Source organism: Chitinophaga ginsengisegetis (assembly GCF_900168065.1).
GTDB lineage: Bacteria > Bacteroidota > Bacteroidia > Chitinophagales > Chitinophagaceae > Chitinophaga > Chitinophaga ginsengisegetis.
Genome location: NZ_FUZZ01000001.1, coordinates 1,728,669 through 1,746,864 on the forward strand (window position 1 = coordinate 1,728,669; position 18,196 = coordinate 1,746,864).

Annotated in this window: 12 protein-coding genes; 2 read left to right on the forward strand and 10 right to left on the reverse strand. The window is 49.7% G+C overall.

The genetic code is table 11. The features are described from left to right. Positions 1–5: 5 nt before the first annotated feature. The 3 genes from B5Z18_RS06800 to B5Z18_RS06810 form a co-directional block, all read right to left on the reverse strand. A complete protein-coding gene (locus B5Z18_RS06800) occupies positions 6–788 on the reverse strand; it encodes a fimbrial biogenesis chaperone (RefSeq protein WP_079468620.1) in 783 nt (260 codons plus the stop codon). A 184-nt stretch (positions 789–972) separates the two neighbouring features. Further along, on the reverse strand, positions 973–1,488 hold the full coding sequence (locus B5Z18_RS06805; protein WP_079468621.1) for a DUF4402 domain-containing protein: 516 nt from the start codon (positions 1,486–1,488) through the stop codon (positions 973–975). A gap of 253 nt (positions 1,489–1,741) precedes the next feature. Next, positions 1,742–2,554 carry a carbon-nitrogen hydrolase family protein gene (locus tag B5Z18_RS06810; RefSeq protein WP_079469996.1) on the reverse strand — a complete coding sequence of 271 codons (813 nt, stop codon included), beginning with the start codon at positions 2,552–2,554 and terminating at the stop codon, positions 1,742–1,744. A 158-nt stretch (positions 2,555–2,712) separates the two neighbouring features. Between B5Z18_RS06810 and B5Z18_RS06815 the strand changes: the two genes are divergently transcribed. Then, on the forward strand, positions 2,713–3,858 hold the full coding sequence (locus B5Z18_RS06815) for a PepSY-associated TM helix domain-containing protein (protein WP_079468622.1): 1,146 nt from the start codon (positions 2,713–2,715) through the stop codon (positions 3,856–3,858). Beyond that, positions 3,848–4,033 carry a hypothetical protein gene (locus tag B5Z18_RS06820; protein WP_079468623.1) on the forward strand — a complete coding sequence of 62 codons (186 nt, stop codon included), beginning with the start codon at positions 3,848–3,850 and terminating at the stop codon, positions 4,031–4,033. The genes B5Z18_RS06815 and B5Z18_RS06820 overlap by 11 nt, the downstream gene beginning before the upstream one ends. 104 nt (positions 4,034–4,137) lie before the next feature. Here B5Z18_RS06820 and B5Z18_RS06825 read toward each other — a convergent pair whose 3' ends face one another. From B5Z18_RS06825 to B5Z18_RS06855, 7 genes are all read right to left on the reverse strand, one after another. Continuing rightward, complete coding sequence (locus tag B5Z18_RS06825) at positions 4,138–4,941, reverse strand: DUF4382 domain-containing protein (RefSeq protein WP_079468624.1); 804 nt, start codon at positions 4,939–4,941, stop codon at positions 4,138–4,140. Between the two features lie 242 nt (positions 4,942–5,183). Further along, a complete protein-coding gene (locus B5Z18_RS06830; protein ID WP_079468625.1) occupies positions 5,184–7,994 on the reverse strand; it encodes a M14 family metallopeptidase in 2,811 nt (936 codons plus the stop codon). Between the two features lie 17 nt (positions 7,995–8,011). After that, complete coding sequence (locus B5Z18_RS06835) at positions 8,012–9,460, reverse strand: amidohydrolase (protein WP_079468626.1); 1,449 nt, start codon at positions 9,458–9,460, stop codon at positions 8,012–8,014. A 3-nt stretch (positions 9,461–9,463) separates the two neighbouring features. Beyond that, entirely contained in the window at positions 9,464–12,214 is a 2,751-nt protein-coding gene (locus B5Z18_RS06840) for a M14 family metallopeptidase (RefSeq protein WP_079468627.1), read from the reverse strand. Between the two features lie 36 nt (positions 12,215–12,250). After that, positions 12,251–12,871, reverse strand: coding sequence for a hypothetical protein (locus B5Z18_RS06845; protein WP_079468628.1), 621 nt, complete (start codon positions 12,869–12,871; stop codon positions 12,251–12,253). Between the two features lie 32 nt (positions 12,872–12,903). Further along, a complete protein-coding gene (locus B5Z18_RS06850) occupies positions 12,904–14,514 on the reverse strand; it encodes a SusD/RagB family nutrient-binding outer membrane lipoprotein (RefSeq protein ID WP_235015882.1) in 1,611 nt (536 codons plus the stop codon). Between the two features lie 17 nt (positions 14,515–14,531). Further along, positions 14,532–18,131: a SusC/RagA family TonB-linked outer membrane protein gene (locus B5Z18_RS06855; RefSeq protein ID WP_079468629.1), complete on the reverse strand. Its 3,600-nt coding sequence runs from the start codon at positions 18,129–18,131 to the stop codon at positions 14,532–14,534. Between the last annotated feature and the right edge of the window lie 65 nt (positions 18,132–18,196).

Genomic DNA, 18,196 nt, shown 5'->3' on the forward strand with positions numbered 1-18,196 from the left:
CCCGGCTACCGTAACTGCAACTCGGCCTGGGCCAGTTGTTCCGTTGAAGCTTTTGATTTGGCAGTATATGCTATGCGTAATTTCCCGGTATGGTAATTAATACCGGATTTGTTTTCAAGCGGAAGATGAAGGTAACGTTGCGTGTTGGGTGTGTATACTGCCAGCCCCCTGGCCACTGCTACCTGTGTTGTTTTCCCCTGGGGCGACACATAATCAACTGTGAGATCACCATATACCGAAGAATTGCCCAGCCGGTTAAAGAGTACATTCAGACCGGGGCCTTTTGCGAGGTCAACGGACAGTTCTGATAGCTGCACGCTTGCGGCGGTTTCGCCGACGCGTATAATAACCGGGATGGTGATGCCAAAAACAGGGGTCAGTTTCACATTGATACCGGTGCTGTCTGCAGGTGCAGTGTCATCCCCGATGGGCTTTTCATCCGGCACCGCCCGGAAATAGAGATGCGAGCGGTATTCGCCAGGCTCCAGCTGGCCCGCGCCGGTTAACTGCAGTTTTATCACCTGTGCTTCATTGGGTCCGAGTACCACGCTGCGCGGGAAGAAACGCAGGTATTTACTGGCAAACTGTTGCCCGGAGTCCGGTTCATTAATCTGTTGAAACGTACCATTCTTATTCATCCGGATCTCTACGAATGAAATAAGATACCTGGCGGTATCTTTTCCGGAGTTTGCAAGATTCAGTTCCTCCGCACGTTTGGGGCCTTCAAAAACAACCCTTACGGGCGTTACCAACAGGTTACCCTGGGCGCATGTTTCCTGAAATGCCATGCAACAACATACAATAAATGTGATTACAAAACAGTAAGGATACCTAACGAAGCAATTATTCGGGCGTACCGATGAGTTCATGGGTTCATACTTTGTAATAAGCGCATAGCCGCGAAGCGTGCAGCTACACAGGATATGATTAAGGTTGTCCGTAAGAAGAGCGGCCGTATTTAAAGCCGGTTGATCAGTTGTAATTAACGGTTACATCGAATGGGGTACCGGAAACATATGTTCCGGCGGCCTGTGCAGCGCTTACATTCAGGGTAGCGCCAACATTAAGCGTTTGGGTACCTGCTGTAAGTGTACCAACACCTGAAGGGTCGCTGGTGAAATTTGTAACCGTCATGGTATTGGACCCGCTGGTGATAGTGAGGGCGGTAGACGGCAAAGTAATGCTGTAGGAATAGTTGCCGGTACCTGTTACGGTAAAGGAAGCGGCAGTAATGGTTCCTGTAGCAGTGGAAGGAAGCGTAACACCGCCGGTAGTACTGCGAACACCTGCCGGGGTAAGCACAACTGTACCACCAGCGGTGGATTGTACGGCTACGTTACCAAAGTTCATGTCTACATCTTTCACAATACTGATGGGTGTTACAATAGTGGCGGTAGCAGTAGCAGAAGCTGTTTCCTGTGCAAATGCATCGGTTGCAAAAGCTGCAAATACCAGCGTAATAGTGGAGATAAGGCTAGTTCTTTTCATTCTCAGCTATTTTAAATAATGAGGGAATATGTATAAAGATTGTTTTCAGGCTACATAAAAATAGAATGGCTAACGTTATCTATCACAAGCTACAGATACCAGATGGGGCAGTAAGGCTTTCATAATCCAGTTATTATAATCACGACAATTTCTATTATGAAGATAATACAAAATATTAAGAACCACCCATTTTGGGGTGATTCTTTTCTTTACCTGATAATTCTGTATAGGTTTTCGTAATTCGCTCAGGTCGTCATTCAGTGGCTTCTTTATTCCGCTTTTCATATAACGCCGACCTGTATCTCTTCGCCAGCAAACCCGTAGCCAATGCAGGGTCAATATCTGCTACAATTACACCCGGTTTACCATATTCCCCGTGTATTAGGCAGGCGCCGTCCGGACCTATTACCGAGCTGGCTGAATCGGGGTAGGTAAACGCATAATTGGCACTGGCGAAATAGATGGTATTTTCCAATGCGCGCATCATCATGGCTTTCTCATAGTAGGGGTTATTGATATGGCCCCATTCGGTAAGTAATTCACCGGTGGTGTTGCTGCCGGTGCAATGCGGGTGAAATACTATTTTGGCATCGTGCCGGGCTGCCCACCGGACAGATTCCGGGTAACGGAATCCTTCATGACAGATGGTGATACCAAATTTTACCCCATTCACTTCAAAAACACTGCGCTCTGTTCCGGGGATCCAGATATTATCTTCTGTGGGATCCAACTGGTTTTTGGTCTGGTATCCTAATACTTCTCCGGTTGCTGAAATCACAAAAGCTACATTCAGCAATGCTTCTCCCTGGTACCAGTCCATCGGCATAATAACGGCAATGGAATTTTCAGCGGCAAGCTGGCCCACTTTTTCCAATGCCTCCTGTAATTTTCCGGGAGAACGCTCTGCTTCCGTACTTCCCATTCCGGGATAACCGGGGATATATGACTCAGGGAAACAGATAATTTCCGCATGTTGCTTTGCGGCCTCTCCTATTAGTTTCTCAGCCCATGATAAACCTTCGCTGACAGATGTGGGGGGTGGTGGAGAAGCCAATGCTATTTTCATAAAATGCAGATTATGCATGCAAAGTTATTCAGAATTATTAAAGAAGAAGATCACCTGTACCCTATAAAATTCCGGATTTGTAAAATGTAATTCCGGATCCCGTAAACTAAAGCTAAGGGAAGCTATCAACTTTGGGGTTGAATTACACTTTTTGAATAATGAATATAAAAACCGCCAGGCGTTGGTTTCTATGGCATAAATGGACCAGCCTTGTTTGCACTGTTTTTTTACTGATGCTATGTTTAACCGGTCTTCCGCTGATCTTTCATGACGAGCTGGATGGACTGCTGGAAAAACAGGTAGTGGCAGAAATCCCTGAAGGCGCCCGTAAACTAAGCCTGGACTCACTGGCAGTACTTGCCGGCAAACAATACCCGGCGGAAAAGATACGGTATATCTTCTGGGATGAAAAAGATAAAAACAAGATCATATTTGACCTCGCCGCCAAACCCGACGCTCCTCCGGAAGGAAGCCGGTACGCCATGCTCAACATGTATACCGGCGCGGTGCTGGACAAGCCCACCACCGATGGAGTAATGGACATCATTCTGAAGATTCACATCAATATGTTTCTTGGCATTGGCGGGAAATTATTCCTGGGTCTCATGGGGATCCTGTTCGTTATTGCCATTATTTCCGGCGTAGTGCTTTATGGGCGCATCATGAAAAAGTACGATTTCGGGATGGTGCGGAAGTATAAATCGAACCGCCTTAAATGGCTGGATACCCATAACCTGATTGGCATTGTTACACTTACATGGGCCAGTGTGGTAGGACTTACCGGTGTTATCAACACCCTGTCTGATGTAGTGCTGGCCTTATGGCAGCAGGGACAGCTAAAAGAAATGGTGGCGCCGTATGCCCACCAGCAGCCACTTACGGGCAATCTCAGTTCATTAGACCGCGCAATGACGGTGGCACAAAAAGCTGCACCGCATATGGAGCCGCGTATAGTTACCTATCCCGGCACCCTATTTTCCAGCAAACATCACTACGCTGTATTTATGCGGGGCAACACCTCTCTCACATCGAGGTTGCTGATGCCGGCACTGGTGGATGCCAAAACCGGCGCCCTTACCGATGCCCGGAGAATGCCCTGGTATGTAAACACCCTGTTTTTATCAGAGCCCCTGCACTTCGGTGATTATGGCGGTATGCCTTTAAAGGTCATCTGGGCATTATTTGACCTGGGTACCATCATTGTATTGATTACGGGCCTTTACCTGTGGTTTGCGCGCAGAAAGGCCAGCAAACTGCAATGGAGCAGGTTCACCGAAAAAACTGTATACGAAAATGAAGCATAATGCATGGATCAGATTATGGGGAAAACCGCTGCTGATAGCATTGCTGTCGATAGCCGGATTAATTACAGCCCTGGCAGGCGACGGTTTCTGGGATATATTTTCCTGGGTAGCGTTAGCCCTGCCTGTTATTATTATTGTGCGGAGCTATTATTTTCCGGGGAAGAAGTTTAATTGACGTATGACCTCTTTTTAAAAGCTATTTTTGCATCTTCAAAAATAAATACAAAAAAATAGGCTGACCGGATTGGTCAGCCTATTTTATCAATGCTATCTGATGACTTACTTCAATGTGATAGTGCTTACAGTAGATACTTCTCCTACTTTTACTGCTACGGCAGCAACGGTAGTATCTTTTAAGATACCATTACCGGCAATAGCCACATTATAAGTACCCGCGCTTAAGCCGGATATTACATAGGCGCCGGTTAATGCGTCCGGCAATGCGGAAGCAACAGTATCCGTGTTCTGAATGGCGTAAACGCCTTTCACCTGCAGCAATGGTAAAGCGATTCCTTTGATAGTACCGCTGGTTGCTTGTGTATAAGTACGGATCACTGGTTTCAGGATGTACTTATTGCTTCCGGTGGTAACAATAGAGCGGCCCGCGTCAAAATCGATCCAGAGGCGGTATTCGATGTCGGCAACCAGGTCGGCATGAACATTCAGTTTTAAACCTGATTGTTGCGCAGAAGGAGTTTCCAGCGGGTGAGATACTCCATTCAATACTACGCTGTTGTTGGTACCCAATATCAACCGGATCTGTGAAATTTTACCGGCGGGTAATTCTTTTGACGCCAGTAAGGTGTCTAATCCATTTCTGAAATCCAGCAGGTTATACACGCCGGGACGTGCCAGGGGAACAGATACCCAACCTGCACCCGTTTCTGCCGCATCGGCCGATGCATTTACCTGGATGTCCTGGATATCGATGTTCACTTCATCGTAAATAGCCGGATCATCTGTCAGGTACACGGTGAGCTTCGACTTGCCGCTGTTGGAAGAAGACTCGTCTTTGCTGCACGCACTAAAGAATAGCATTGATGCGGAAACCACCATTAACGTGGCGAAGAATTGGTTTTTCATGATTCAAAGATTGAATTGAATAACAGTTGTTGGTTAAAATTGAACTTGAGTTGATAAAGTTGACAAAGATAGTGACAGATTTGGTATTATTTATATACGAATATCATTCGCGTGACATTACTCTCGGAAAAACAAAAACTGTACCGGGAAACCGTATCACCCGTTGGATACGGTTTCCCGGTAACAGAACGGCCAGGCAAATTGCCTGGCCGTTCTGTTGACATATGACTAAATGATATCTCTTATCCCTTCTTTCTCACCAGCTTTGCTTCTTTGGCATCCATTCCGTACAGGTCATTGAACAATAACTTGAAGGTGCCTAACGACTGTGCACGGAAAGTAATTTCAGGACCGAAAGCATAGAGCATGCCGGCGCCAACGGGGGCAGAAAATGCGGCTACCCCGTCTTTCAGGTATGCTTGTCCCCATGCCCAGCCGCTATGCAATGGTTTATCCGTAGAAAACCAGGCAATCGGTTTAATTCCTTTACCCGTTGCATCCGGATCCAGGCGGAATACGGGGCTGTTATCGAAGTTTACATCTCCTACAGCGGGGAGGCCCCATGCAGCGGGATGCGTGCTATCGAAAGATACCTGCAGGATGCTTCCGGGCACAAAATATTTGGTACCGGGCAGCGGTTTTTCTTTACCGGCATTATCTTTTTCCACCAGCGCATTGTGTACCGGCAGTCCGAGGTGATAGGCCAGGTTGGTGCTGCTGCCAATGGTGATCACGGTGCCGCCTTCTTCGAGGAAGGTTTTTATCTGCGGAATGGATTTCTCTTTGGTGATTTTACCTAAAGAGTGCCGGTATTGTTCCGGGATATCCGCGGGCAAAGGATCTTTAGGGGCATATCCATACCTGTTGGGCTCTGCGCCTGATACCGGCGGGATAGCGCGGGTAGCGAAGATGATGGCGTCGTATTTACTGCGGAGATTACCGGTATCGATATCCTGCGGATATATTACCTCAAACGGGAAATGATACTGCTCCATGATCCACCGCATCCAGCCGGAAGGCATAGAGCCGCCGTAAGTATCCCATAATGCAATACGCATGGGCGCCATGCTTACGGTTCCTGCCGGGCGTTTGCTGATACCGGTGGTTTTAAGGCCGAGGGTAGCAGCTGATTGTTGCAGTATTTCTTTTGCCTTGCCATCTGCGGGTACATAAAAATTACCCGGAACGGCTTTATCGTTGCCGGCCACTCCTTTGGTAAGACGGTATACTTTCACACCTGCTTTCATGAGGTCATTTACCGCGATGAAAGCATTGTTTTCCCGCGCACTCAGAAGATAGCCGCCGGCAGTAGCCAATGCTGCTTTGGGAGGCGTTTGTAACGCGCCGTAGGGCAGCTTTGTAAATGGCCCGTCGAAGCTATCGAGGATCCGGTCGAACTGCACGCCCATCTGAAAGGCCAGTGTCCATCCGGCGGCGTCATATGGCCGGATAGGAGGACCTCCGGGATACTGAAAATCGTTTGGATGATCCTGTGGTTCAAACATATCCAATACATGCGGGCGGAAAGCCTGGTTTGTTTTTACGATGTAAGAACCGGCAGGATATTGTTTACCCGCCACCGTAAACGGCGCATCTGCTTTCTGTACCTGTATGCCTGCTTTGATGAGGGCATTGATAAACTTTACGGCTGTCGGGAAATCGGCCTGGTCGGCGGACAGGATGTAGCCGCGGGGATCTCTCCCGGCAGGATCTTTAAACACCGCATCATAATACTTCATCGGGATATTACTTCCCCTGCGCATCCAGCCATACGGGTCGCTGCCATCGTTCTTGTCGGTGGAATCCACGTTATCCTTTTTAAAAGCGGCGGTAATGGCTTCGGAGCGTTTGGGTGATAATGTCCAGGAATCCTGGCTGCCTTTTTCGATGGCATTCTTACCCATTTTGTAAATATTGAAAAGCACTTCATCGCGTTGCCTGGCTGCATAATCGAGTACGGCATAATTGAGCGACACCGAGTAATCAATAGAGCGTTTGAAGCGCCAGTCGTTTTGCGGCGTTACCGGGTTCGGGGTAGCACCGTTGGGTATTAAGCGTTGCGGCACTACTGGGATCTTTTCCGGTGTGGGGTTACCGATAATTTCCGTGAGCAGCCCGATCATGTTATGATACTGCGTGGTGGTGCGTAAGCCGCCGTTGTACCAGGTAGAAAAGCTGGAGCCATTGAGACGGGTGTAACCGGGTTTATCTTCCGCATTGAGGCGGTTATACATAGCCGCGCCCAGTGCATCTATACCGGTGATCATCAGCGGATCGAAGAAATAGTTGAACGGATCGCGGTAAGGAGGGCCAGCCAGTACCGATCCTTCCGGTCCGCGCTGGTGGTGGTTGTACATGATCTGCGGCATCCATTCCAGGAACAGCTGGCGACCCATGTTCACGCTTTCTTTCATATTCATGATATAGAAATCGCGGTTATTATCATGGCCGATGTACTTCTGGTATAATACAGGCAACTGATCAACAGAACGTTTCAGTGTATCGGCATTGCGCATGTACCAGTTGGACACCAGCTCCTGGCCGTCGGGGTTGGCGTGTGTCATGAGGATGATCACATTATCGAGGATGCGCAGGGTTTCCGGGTCCTTCCGGCTGCTCAGTTCCCAGGCGGTTTCAATGAGCTGGTGGGTACCTACTACTTCGGTGGCATGCAGTCCGCCATCAATCCATACCACTGCTTTTCCTTCTGCGGCCAGTGCGCGGGCCTGTTCCGTAGAGATACCTTCTGCGCGTGCCAGCTGCTGTGAAATCTTTTTATATTTCTCCAGCAGTTTAAGATTTTCCGGAGAAGAGATGATCAGCATATACTGATCACGGCCTTCTTCTGTTTTGCCGATGTCTACCAGCTGCACGCGGTTCGACGTGGCCGCGAGTTTCTTAAAGTACGCGGCTGTTTGCGTGTAGTTGGCCAGTTGGTAATCGTCACCGATGTTAAATCCGAAATGTTCTTTCGGAGAAGGAATATTTTGTGCCACCGCAGTTGTACAAAACAGTCCAACAGCGGTGAGCGTGACAAGCAGTTTATTTCTCATAGCGTTTACTGATTGAGTTATTTACGATAATCCAGTGCGGGTTTTCTATCGCCCAGCATTGCTTCATATTTGAACCCGGCTCCCTGTCTTTTATTCAGTTCTTCTTTTGCCACTTTCAGGGCTTCCGGGCTTTTAAACAAATCGTATGCGGTGAGCGCCATTGTTTTGGCGGCTACCATCATACCTTTTACGCCGATGCTGCTGCCGGCGGCAGCCACATTCTGCCAGCTGTGACCTGATGATCCCGGCACAAAGGTGGCGGTTACAATACCGGCTGTAGGGGCTACCCAGCTTACATCCGCCACGTCGGAAGAAGCGCCGCCGGCATCTTTGATCATGGTAAAAGGACTCACGCGGGAAGTAACGGTATCAGGGTCGGGGGTGTTATCTTTTTCCACGAAGGTGGCCTGGATCTTTTTGGCAAAATCCTTTTCTTCCGGGGTGTAACTGAAACCGCCTACCTGGTGGAGGTTCTTATCCATTATTTGCGACAGCGTGATATTGGGCAGCATGTTATACACCCCTCCTATTACTTCGTAATCCATGCGGGTGCCGGTTCCCAGGGCAGCGCCTTCCGCGGCTTTCACCAATCTTTCCCACACGCTTTTCACCACTTTCATTTCCGGGTGTCTTACATAGTAATATACTTCTGCAAAGGCGGGTACTACGTTTGGAGCGTCGCCACCTTTGGTGATCACGTAGTGAATGCGGGTGGTAGATGGTACGTGTTCCCGCATCATGTTCACCATATAATCCATTGCTTCCACGCCATCGAGCGCAGAGCGGCCTTTTTCAGGCGAACCGGACGCATGTGCCGCGGTGCCATAGAACCTGAATTTAGCATTCTTGTTGGCCAGCCACGGCGCTATTGCCGCAGAGTTCTGGTTGCCCGGATGCCAGTGTAACACCGCGCTTACATCTTTAAACAATCCTTCCCTTACCATATACACTTTCCCGGAGCCGCCTTCTTCCGCAGGACAACCATACAAACGGATGGTTCCTTTTGCACCGCTGGATTGCAGCCAGTTTTTCACACTAACGGCAGCAGCCACGGAGGCAGTTCCAAAAAGATTATGTCCGCAACCATGTCCGGGTCCGCCGTCTTTCACCGGGTGTTTTTCCGGCACTGCTTCCTGTGATAAACCGGGTAAGGCGTCGTATTCCGCGAGGATGGCTATGACCGGTTCGCCGCTGCCATAGCTGGCTTCAAACGCCGTGGGAATACCGGCGATACCGGCTTTTACGGTGAAGCCCTGTTGCTGCAAAGTTGTTTGCAGCAGCGCTGAACTTTGTTGTTCCAGGTAACCCGGTTCTGCATAGCTCCAGATCTTTTTTGCAATGGTATCGTAGCTGGCGGTGTGCTGATCCAGGTACGTGATCATGGCTGCTTTGTCTTTATTCTGTTGTGCTGCCGCAGATAACGCGAAACAACACATGATACTGCCCAAAATGATTTGCTGCCTCATAAATTATTTATACAATTGGTTAAACAGTAATTTAAAGGTACTGTGAGATTGGCCCCGGAACGTGATCTCCGGACCGAAAGCATATAGTTTGCCTTTGCCTACCGGCGCCACAAATGCCGCAATGCCATTTTTAAGATACTGCTGGCCCCAGGCCCATCCGCTATGTAATGGTTTATCGTCAGAGAACCACATCAGTTTTTTGATGCCCGCAGTATCACCGGTGGCACTCAGTTTAAAAACGGGGCTACGCTCAAAATATACATCATTTCTTGCAGCCATGCCAAAGGTTTCTGCTACAGTAGTATCGATATCCGCCAGCAGGAGGCTGCCGGGAATATAGTATTTGGTACCACTGAGTGGTTTCATTTCATTCTTGTTGTTCTTTTCCACCAGTGCATTCTGCACCGGTAACTGCAGGTGATAAGCAAGGTTGGTGCTGCTCCCGATGGTAACAATGCGGCCACCATCTTCCAGGAATTTCTTCAGCTGTGGAATAGAGGTATCTGCCGTAATTTTTCCCAGCCAGCTGCGGTATTGCGCGGGCAGTTCTTCCGGTTTGGGCGGTTTGGGTTCAAATCCGTTGCGTGCCTTTTTAGGTTTGCCGGTGTCGGGTATAGCGCCGGTAGCAAAGATGATCATGTCGTATTTGCTGCGGAGCTTTCCGCTGTCAATCGCTGAAGTGTAGATAAATTCGTAAGAGAAATGATACTGCTCCATCAGCCAGCTGATCCAGCCGGCAGGGATAGACCCGCCGTAGTTGTTCCAGATGCCGATGCGCATGGGCGCCACTGCTTTTAACCCTGCAGGCTTACTTTCACTAACGGTAACGGGTATACCAAATGAGGCGGCGTCTTTTACTAGCAATTCATGCGCCTTTGCAGAGGAAGGTATATAGAAGCTGCCGGCCTCTTTAACGCCAACGGGTACACGAAATACTTTCACGCCTGCTTTCAGCAGATCATTTACCACAATGAAACCGTTGTTGATGCGCGCGTCGATGAGGTATCCTTTGGCGGTGGCCACTTCCTGCTTTGGCGGGGATTGCAAACTACCGTAAGGCAGTTTCTCAAAGGGGCCGCTGAAGCTGTCCGAAATACGGTCGAACTTCACGCCCATCTGGAATGCCAGCGTCCAACCTGCGGCATCGTAGGGCCGGATAGGCGGACCGCCTTCATATTGAAAATCGTTGGGATGGTCCTGTGGTTCGAACATGTCTATTACATGCGGGCGAAAAGCCTGGCTGGTTTTTACAATGTATGAGCCGGCAGGGTATTGTTTTCCTGCCACTGTAAAAGCAGCCGTGGCTTTCTGCACCGCTATGCCTGATTGAATAAGGGCATTGATAAATTTTACCGCGGTGGGGAAATCTGCCTGATCTGCCGGAATGATGTATCCGCGGGCGTCTCTGCGTCCGGGATCTTTCAGTACGGCATCATAGTATTTCACCGCCACGGTATCCTCCCGGCCGAAGGAGAATTCACCACCACCACCTTCTCCTTCTGTACCAGGTTCGGATTTTTTATTGTTCTTATTGGCAATTTTTATGCTGTCGATATAGCTTGGATAGAACGTCCAGTTGTCGCGGTTTCCTCTTGCGATAGCGTTGCTGCCCATGCGGTAGATATTAAACAGCAGTTCGCTGCGATAGCGGGAGGCGTAGTCGAGTACCGCGTAGTTGAGCGATACGGAATAATCGATCGACTGCCGGAAGTGCCACCGCTGGGGCGTTACCGGGTTGGGGGTAGCTCCGTTGGGGATGAGCCGTTCCGGTACCAGGGGTACATTTTCCGGTGTTGGGCTTCCGATTATTTCTGTCAGGATTCCTACCATATTATGAAAATAGGGCGTAGTGCGCAAGCCGCCATTCCACCAGGTGGAGAATTGTGAGCCGGCACGCTGGGTGTAGCCGGGCTTCCCTTCCACATTGAGCCGGTTGTTCATAGCAGCGCCTACGGCGTCGATACTGGTTACGATCAGCGGATCAAATACGTGGTTGAAAGGATCGCGGTAGGGCGGACCGGCGAGTACAGACCCTGCAGGGCCACGCTGATGATGGTTGTACATGATTTGCGGGAGCCATTCCACAAACAGCTGGCGGCTGATGTTCTGGCTTTCCTTCATGTTCATCATGTAGAAGTCGCGGTTATTATCATGCCCCACATACTTTTCGTATAGCCGTGGTATGTTAGTAGCCCTTTTGCTGGTATCGGGTTCCCGCATGTACCAGTCGGACACCAGCTCCTGCCCGTCGGGGTTGGCGTGTGTTAAGAGAATGATATCGTTGTCCAGGATGTTCATGGTTTCCGGGTCGGTGCGGCTTACCAGTTGCCACATGGTTTCTATGAGCTGGTGCGTGCCTACTACTTCTGTGGCATGCAACCCGCCATCGATCCAGATCACGGACTTTCCTTCTGCGGCCAGTTCTCGGGCCTGCTGGTCGGTAAGTCCTTCTGCATGGGCCAGTTGCTGTGAGATGGTTTTATACCGTTCCAGCCGTTTTATATTTTCCGGGGAAGAAACGATGAGCATATACTGATGGCGGCCTTCTTCCGTGAGCCCGATATCTACCAGTTTGGTACGGGGAGACGCGGACAGTTTTTTAAAGTAAGCAGCTGTTTGAGTATAGTTAGCCAGTTTATAATCATCTCCTATATTAAAACCAAAATGTTCTTTGGGAGATGGCACCTGCTGTGCCCATGCCACCGCTACGGTTGTGAGCAGCAGGAGCACCAGGTAGTAAAATTTACTATTCATACGGGTTATCAGTTTCAGTTGATCAAAACGGGTTTTCTATTGTTTTTTAAACCTCACGCCTACGCGGCAATCGCCGGGTTCACCTCTTGCTTCATCGCAGATATTGTTGAAGAAGGTAACGATCCTGCGGCCATCGGCCAGGTTGAGGATAAATTTGAACAAAAAGTAATCGTTTACGCCCACATTTGAAAGACTCACATTATTCAGTGTTGCCAATTGCGCTGCTGTAAAGGAATACGTTTTGGGAAAGGTAGTCACCGTTTCATATAAATGATCGTTGGTGCCCACTATGCTGGGCAGTGGAAACTGCGCGATATTCGTATATTGATTACCGGGAGAAGAGATGACTAACGGGTAAGCAGGTACGCTGGTTTCGGCTTTATTATAGCTGGTATAAACTTCGATAGAAGTAACTGTTTCTTTCCCAAATCCTTCCCAGCTGAGGGTAAAGGCAAACTGCTGACTGGCCACATCCGGATCCTTCAGGTTAAAGAAAGCTACTTTGCCCGCCTGCCGCGTTGGCAGGGCTGTTTTGGTAGTATCTATGGTAACTACCGGCACGGCGGTATAGGTATATTCCTCCCATTCGTACTTCACCTTTTTACAGGAAAATGCAACCAATGAAATAAGCAGTATGGCAACTATAAAATGTTTCATAATTATAATTTTAGTCCCGTAATTTTTTTCACTTATTTATCCCAGAAAACCGGTGTTGTTTGCTGCGCCACCTGTAAGCGGCTGGCGTCGTCACCTAAGCTGGTATTGGCTGTAAGCTCGGTTTCAGAGTAATACAGTCGCAGCGGAAAGGTGTTGAGCGGCGACAGTGGTGTGCGCAATGCCGGCAAGCCGGTACGGCGATAGTCGTTGTAGGCTTCCATGCCGTTGCCGTATTGCGCGATGTATTTCTGCGTCATCACCAGTTCCAGTTTACCAGCATTGTTGGCGGCATCATATTTCACCAGTTGCCCCGCGGCAAAATCAGCGATGGTGGTGGCTGATAATGCAATGCCACCATTGGCGGCAGCGTAGGTACTCACCGCATTGAGATGTGCGGTGATGCCGTCTTTAAAAGCCTGCCGGGCATCGTCGCCGGTGTTGAGTGTAAGCGCTGCTTCCGCGCGGATGAACTTCACCATTGCGTTGGTGATCATGGGCATGATGCCTGCGCCTGTGCCATCTGTGGGGCCCACTACTTTGAGTGTGCCGGTGGCATTGGTATTGGTGAGGAATTGATTGGTAGCGGGGATGTTATTCACCGGTGCATTGTCGTACAATCCGCCGGCGGGATAGATACCGAAAGTAGAGCGCCGGTTCAGATCGGCCGGTGCGGCCGTACCATCGCCGGGATTGCGGCCGTAGTAGCCATTGCTGTTGGCCGAGTTGTTTAACCCTGCGGTGGCATTCTGACGGATGATGTAGTAGCGCAACCGGGGATCGTCGCTGTTAAACAGCAGATCAATCAGCGACTGGCTCATGTAAAACGTTTTGCTGCCCTGGTATTCCGACCGGTGCCAGGGATGCCGGTTGTTGGGATTTTGCCCGGGTCCGAAGCGGAAGGTGAAGTCCAATGCGTTGCTATTGGCAGTACCGCCTATCAGTGTGGCCGGATCAGCAATCAGCGCCTGTATGGCAGCAGTGGACCGCGCAGGATTCACCAGGCGGATCTGGTTATATAGTTTTAGTTTCAGCGAGTTGGCCATCATGAGCCAGGAGCTTTTAAGCCCGCTGTACAAGAGATCGGATGTAGCAGGAACCAGGGTGGTGGCGGAAATTTTACCGGCATCAACAGCTGCTTCATCGATCATCTTCAACAAATCTTCATAAATATCCGCACCTTTTTCAAAGGGCGGGCTCACGGTTTCCTGGCCTTTCTGTGATTGTGAATAAGGAATATCTCCCCACATGTCTACCATCAGGCTTACGAGGTATGCCTTCTCCAGTTTGGCGATAGCTACATAGCCCCATTGTTCCTGCGCTGTACCGGTTCTTATAATGGACTCCAGGTCGTTCAGCGTTTGTGTATAAAAGCCGTCCCATGAGTCGTTGAAGCTGGTACCCTGCTGCTGCAGCCTGCTCAGACCGGAGGAGAAAACAGTGTACTGCATAAAAGTGGCGGTGCCGCTGTTCAGCTGGTACATGTTGGCTGCCATTGATACTTCAGTAGCCGGCAGCAATAAAGATAACTGGGCAGTGGTGGGGTTGTTGGGGTCTGTATTGATATCTACAAACTTTTTACAACCGGTAACGGAGAAAACACCTGCCAGTGCTATTGTATATGCAATATATTTAAGTGCCATCATCATATCAGGTTTTATGATCAGAAAGAACATTTCAGGTTTACACCAAAGCGGCGTGTGGTAGGTACTGCCAGGTTATCATATCCCTGTGAGTTACCAACGCCCAGCGAGCTTACTTCCGGATCGAAGTTGGTATACTTCGGGAAGTTGGGTGCGCTGTACCAGAGATTCCGGCCGGTAACAGAAATGAACGCAGAGCCGAAAGGTGTTTTACCTAAAAAGTTTTTGGGAATTTCATATCCCAGCGCCACTTCACGCAGGCGGAATACTGTGGCGTCGAATACCGATCCTTCATTGATACCGCCGTTGCCGGGGCCCATACTGCCGCTGAAGAAATGATCTTCAAAAGACAGCGCCACATTGTTCGGGATCTTATTGCCTTTATCGTCCAGCAGTGGCGTTTGTGTATTGATATCACCCAGTACGCCCGGTGATACGATAGTGAATTCACGGTTTTCCATGTCGCGTGTAACACCGCGTGACAGCATCTCTGCAACGGTGCGGGAGTATAGCTGTCCGCCTTGTTTCCAGTCGAACAGGATATTCAGTGAGAAGCTCCGGAAGCGGAACGTATTGGTAATGCCCACCATGAAATCGGGGTTGGGATTACCGATAGCTTTGAGTGCGCCGGAGATCAATGGTTTACCGGTGTTTGGATCTATGAGCACATTGCCTTCATCGTCGCGTGCATAGGCCGTTCCCTGGATAAGACCGTATGGCTGTCCCACCACGTGTACACTGCTGGTACCGTTGGTGCCGCCATAGCTGAAGCGTTCATACCCTCCGAGATCGCGGATGATGTTCCTGTTGCGGGTAAAGTTGGCCGAGATATCCCAGTTGAGACCGTTATTGGATTGCAGTGGCACTACCGTCAAACCCAGCTCCACTCCTTTGTTGGTGGCTTCACCGAGATTAAGGATCTGGGTGGTGTAGCCGGAAGATGGTGCAGCAGTAACCTCGAAGATCTGCGAGGTACTCTTTTTATTGTACCAGGTAAAGTCAATGCCTATACGATTATTGAAGAACTGCAGTTCTGTACCCAGTTCCAGTTCTGTAATAAACTCCGGTTTCAGGTTGGCGTTGGTAAGCAGGTTAGCCTGTGTTACCACGTTATACACACTTCCACCTGCCGGTGTGAAGGGCAGTCCTACGTTTGCGGGCGTAGTGGTAGCGCCGAGGATAGGATTGATCTGGTAAAAGTTTTGTGTCTGATATGGAGATGCTTCGTTACCTACCTTAGTATAACCTGCTCTTACCTTACCGAAGTTCAGCACTCCTTTTGGCAGATGCAGCGCTTCTGTGAACACCAGTGATCCGTTTACACCACCATAAAAATAGCTCCTGTTATTGGAGGGCAGTGTAGAGGAAATATCGTTGCGTCCTACAAAGTTGAGGGAGGCAAAGTTTTTATAATCAAAGGTGATGTCTGTAAAGAAGGCGTAGTAGCGTTGTTTCAGGATGTTCCTATTATTGATCAGCTGTATAGGTGTTACAGAGCTGGTGTTGTTCATGTCTATCAGGTCGGCCACGATGATATTATCCCCGTAAAAAGCTTTCCTGTCTGTGAGCCGCTGGTTTACGTTATTACCCACAATCGCGCGCAGTGATATATCTGATGTAAGAGGTTTGGTGGCGGTTACCAGCAGGGTGTTATCCAGTTCCTGGCGGTAAATATTATCTGAAGTAATGCTTCCGTTGGGATAGGAAGAGCTGCCTTTACCGCGTACGCTCATGCGCCTGTCGGTATACGCGTTGAAGCCGATGGTGTTCTGTACATTCAGCCAGGGCAGCGGATCGAAGCCCAGTACCAGGTTACCGTAGTACCTGTCCACGTCACTGGTAGAAGGACTGTGTTTCACCGACCAGTAGGGGTTATCCACTCCCGTGTAGTCGTATACGTTACTACCATCTATCGGGTTCTCGTAAGGATAATTAGTGAGATCGTAGCTGGTAGGCACGTACATGAGGGTAGACATGATAGAACCTGTGAGACCTCCTACCGGTGGCGTTTTCTGCCGGGTGGTGACGTAGTTGATAGCGCCGCTGGCATAGAATTTATTTTCCAGCCGGATGTTTCCGCCGATGTTAACGGAGGTGCGGCTTATTTCGTTGCCGGGTACTACGCCTTTATTTTTTGTATTGGAGAAGCCTGCGTTGAAGTTTCCTTTTTCGTTGCCGGAGGAGATGGTAATGGCGTTTTCGTATACACTACCCTGCCGGAAGAAATTCTTTGCGTTCTCTTTTGCATATGACTTATAAGGCACCTGGATGGGTGTTACGCCATCGGCCTCGTAGAACTGCGGGAACACCGCGGAAGAGAATTGCCTTGTGAGCTGGTGCGGAATGGTAGCGCGTGTAGGCAGGATGCTTTTCACACCTTCAAAGGGCTGGCCCCAGGAAGCGTATACCCCTTGCCGGTAGTCGTTGTTGGTACCTTGTCCGTATTTGGTTTGATAATCAGGCAGACCGGATACCTGTTCCACGGAATAGCCGGTGTTGTAAGTAATTTCCGTGCCTTTCCTGCTTTTCTTTTTACCTGCTTTTGTGGTAATGATGATAGCGCCGTTGGCAGCTCTTGATCCGTACAATGCAGCGGCGGCCGCGCCTTTCAGCACCGTCATGGTTTGAATGTTATTCGGATCGAGATCGAATGCGCGGTTAGTAACGCCTGCGCCGCCTACCGTGGTAGCGCCTACGTTGGCGAAGCTGGAGTTGTCGAAGGGCACCCCGTCCACCACAAACAGTGGCTGGTTGTTGCCGTTGAGGGAGGAGTTACCGCGGATGGTGATGTTGGTACCACCTCCCGCCACGCCGCCGGCGGATTGTACATTCACACCGGCTACTTTGCCGGTGAGGGCTCTTACGGGATCCGGTTCTGATTTCTGTGCCAGTTTATCCGAGGTAATGGTACTCACGGAATAACCCAGACTGTTTTTCTGGCGGGCAATACCGGCGGCGGTTACCACGAAGTCCTGCAGTTGTTTTACGGCGGCCTTCAGGCGAACGATGCCGGCGTCTGACGCTTTTACTTCAGTGATGCTGTAGCCGATGGCGGTGATCACCAGGGTGGCGCCTTCTTTTACTTTGAGGGTGAAGGTGCCGTCGCCTGCCGAGGTAACGCCGTTGCCGGTACCTTTTTCCATGACGGTAGCACCGGGGAAGGGATCGCCTGTTTCACTCAATATTTTTCCTTTCACTACAATGTCTGCCGGAGGAATGGAGTTCATATCGAGGGTAGCAGCGCGTTTGGAGGTGGCCTCATTATCTGTGAGAATGATATAATTATCGTTCACTACAAAACCTATTTCGAGGCGGCCGAGGAGCCTGTCGAGCACTTTACCGAGTGCTTCCTGGTCGGCTTTTGCGGATACTTTTCTGTCGAGCGCGATATGGCTGGAGCTATATACAAATTTCACTTCTGCTTTGCTGTGGATCTGGTTCAGCACACCTTTCAGGCTCATATCATCTGCCTGCAGCGATATTTTCCTGTCGAGGATTCCCTGGGCATGTGCGGCAGCGGGGCCGGTGATCCCATAAAGTAATACGCCTGCTATCAGGCTGATCGCCGTTACTTTCTTGCATTTGGACAGGAAGGCATTTCTTTTTAGATTTATGAGCATAGACCTTGTACTTTGTTAGATTTCGGAAAGAATTTGACAAAGGAATTCCCTTACCGCGCTGTCAC